Annotated in this window: 2 protein-coding genes; both read left to right on the top strand. The window is 38.2% G+C overall.

Going from position 1 to position 1245, the window contains the following annotated elements; genetic code table 11:
* Positions 1-511: hypothetical protein (locus BBROOKSOX_RS11220; RefSeq protein ID WP_180324032.1), on the top strand; the 511-nt coding region annotated here is incomplete at its 5' end.
* A 406-nt stretch (positions 512-917) separates the two neighbouring features.
* A partial coding sequence (locus tag BBROOKSOX_RS11215; RefSeq protein ID WP_373896630.1) for a hypothetical protein occupies positions 918-1245 on the top strand: 328 nt, incomplete at its 3' end.

The following is a 1245-nucleotide window of genomic DNA, read 5'->3' as shown; positions in this document are numbered from 1 at the left end:
TCAAGCCAACACATGGGCACAAAGAGCACAAAATGTTATCGCTTCTTATGTGGTCGGCGGGGTTGCCGCTGAGTTGGGTGGCGGTAAGTTTGCTAATGGCGGGATGAGTGCGGCGTTTAGTAGGATGTTTAATGATCTTTATGATAGTAAAACTAGAAAATGGATTGGAGGACAGGACCCAGATATTGTAGAAGCAGTACAAAGACAAAATGCTAATGCCAAAGCATTGGAAATAGTATTTGGACCTAAATATAACACACCAGAAAGCAATATTAGTGGCACCGAGTTTTTGAGTGGAGTTGGTAATGGAGCGAATGCTTTGATTGTATTTTATCCTGGATCAATACCTGTAGCCGGACCAGTTGGTATAATAGCAGATCTAGCAAATGGCTTTATTTATAGTAATTGGGATGGTGTAAAATCTTATATAGCTGGATTTGGTATAGGGAAAACGATTGGACCCCAAGCGGGCGCTGTAACTTCTTTAATAAGTAGCCAATTACCTAAATGATGCAATTTTTGAAAAAAAATATTGTTATTATTAACCTTGTTATTGGATTTATATATTTTATATTTTCTGGCTTAAATGGGTATGAAAATATGTGGCTTTATGTAAGTTCATATTTTTTACTTGTGCAAATATTGTCTTTTTTTGCAGGTAGAAAAATACTTTTAGGTTATGAGTCAATTGGAGTTGACGGCACAAAGAAAAATCATTATTTAAGAATATACGGGCTTTTTTTATACTCCATAATGTTTATAATTTCTTTTTTAAAATTAGCGGGACTCATATTGTAATGGTTCAACAAACTGTAGTAGCCTAACAATCTTGAGATATTGGGGACGCTACCCTTTTTTTAATTGGTATTTTATTTATCCCAAGATTAAATGTTTATGCAGCAGGATTTTTGTCAGGCATGATTGGAAGCAAAGGGGATTTAAAACAAGGAATATTAGGCGCATTAACAGCAGGATTTAATGCCAAGGTATTGCACCCAATGAAAGCAGGTTTTAATAAACTTATAGCCCATGGTGTAACTGGTGGTGTACGAAGTCGATTATCTGGCGGTAGTTTCAAAAGCGGATTTTTAGGCTCCGCTGTAAGTTATGGCGCCAGCTGGTCAGGTGCATATGAGGCGGCAGGCGTTAGTAGCCAAGCCAACACATGGGCACAAAGAGCACAAAATGCTGTCGCCTCTTATGTGGTTGGTGGGATTGCTGCTGAGTTGGGTGGCGGTAAGTTTG

It is taken from the genome of bacterium endosymbiont of Bathymodiolus sp. 5 South, assembly GCF_900128535.1.
Taxonomy (GTDB): Bacteria; Pseudomonadota; Gammaproteobacteria; order PS1; family Pseudothioglobaceae; genus Thiodubiliella.
The sequence above is the reverse complement of the archived record's forward strand: the minus strand, read 5'-3'. Positions and strand labels throughout refer to the sequence as shown.